The organism is Streptomyces sp. AC627_RSS907 (assembly GCF_019049165.1).
In genome coordinates, this window is record NZ_JAGMUE010000455.1 from 1 (window position 1) to 699 (window position 699).

The 699-nt window shown below is 66.0% G+C and carries 1 protein-coding gene; it reads right to left on the reverse strand.

The genetic code is table 11. The features are described from left to right. Positions 1–699 (reverse strand): (Fe-S)-binding protein (locus KUM32_RS36435; protein WP_217146176.1); only part of this gene is annotated, 699 nt, incomplete at both ends.

The window sequence follows — 699 nt, forward strand, 5'->3', positions numbered from 1 at the left end:
GGGTCACCGGGACCAGCCTGCCCTCGTCGACGAGGTGCTGGAGCAACTGGGTGTGGTGGATGACCTCGAACTCGCCGCCGAGCTGCGGGTACTCGTTGGCGATGGTGTTGAAGCAGTGCGGGCAGGTCGCGACGATCTTCTTCTTCGCCTTGGGCTTCCTGGTCGACTCGTCGTCGCTGTCCTCGCCGAAGGCCATGTTCAGCATCTCGACGTTCTGCTGGCCGAGCTGCTGGAAGAGGAACTCGTTGCCCAGGCGCCGGGCGGAGTCGCCGGTGCACGCCTCGTCGCCGCCCATGATCGCGAACTTCACGCCCGCGATGTGCAGCAGCTCGGCGAACGCCTTGGTGGTCTTCTTGGCCCGGTCCTCCAGGGCGCCCGCGCAGCCGACCCAGTACAGGTAGTCGACCTCGGTCAGGTCCTCGATGTCCTTGCCGACGACCGGGACCTCGAACTCGACCTCCTTGGTCCAGGCGAGCCGCTGCTTCTTCGCCAGGCCCCAGGGGTTGCCCTTCTTCTCCAGGTTCTTGAGCATCGTGCCCGCCTCGCTGGGGAAGCTGGACTCGATCATGACCTGGTAGCGGCGCATGTCCACGATGTGGTCGATGTGCTCGATGTCCACCGGGCACTGCTCGACGCAGGCGCCGCAGGTGGTGCACGACCACAGCACGTCCGGGTCGATGACGCCGTTCTCTTCGAGGG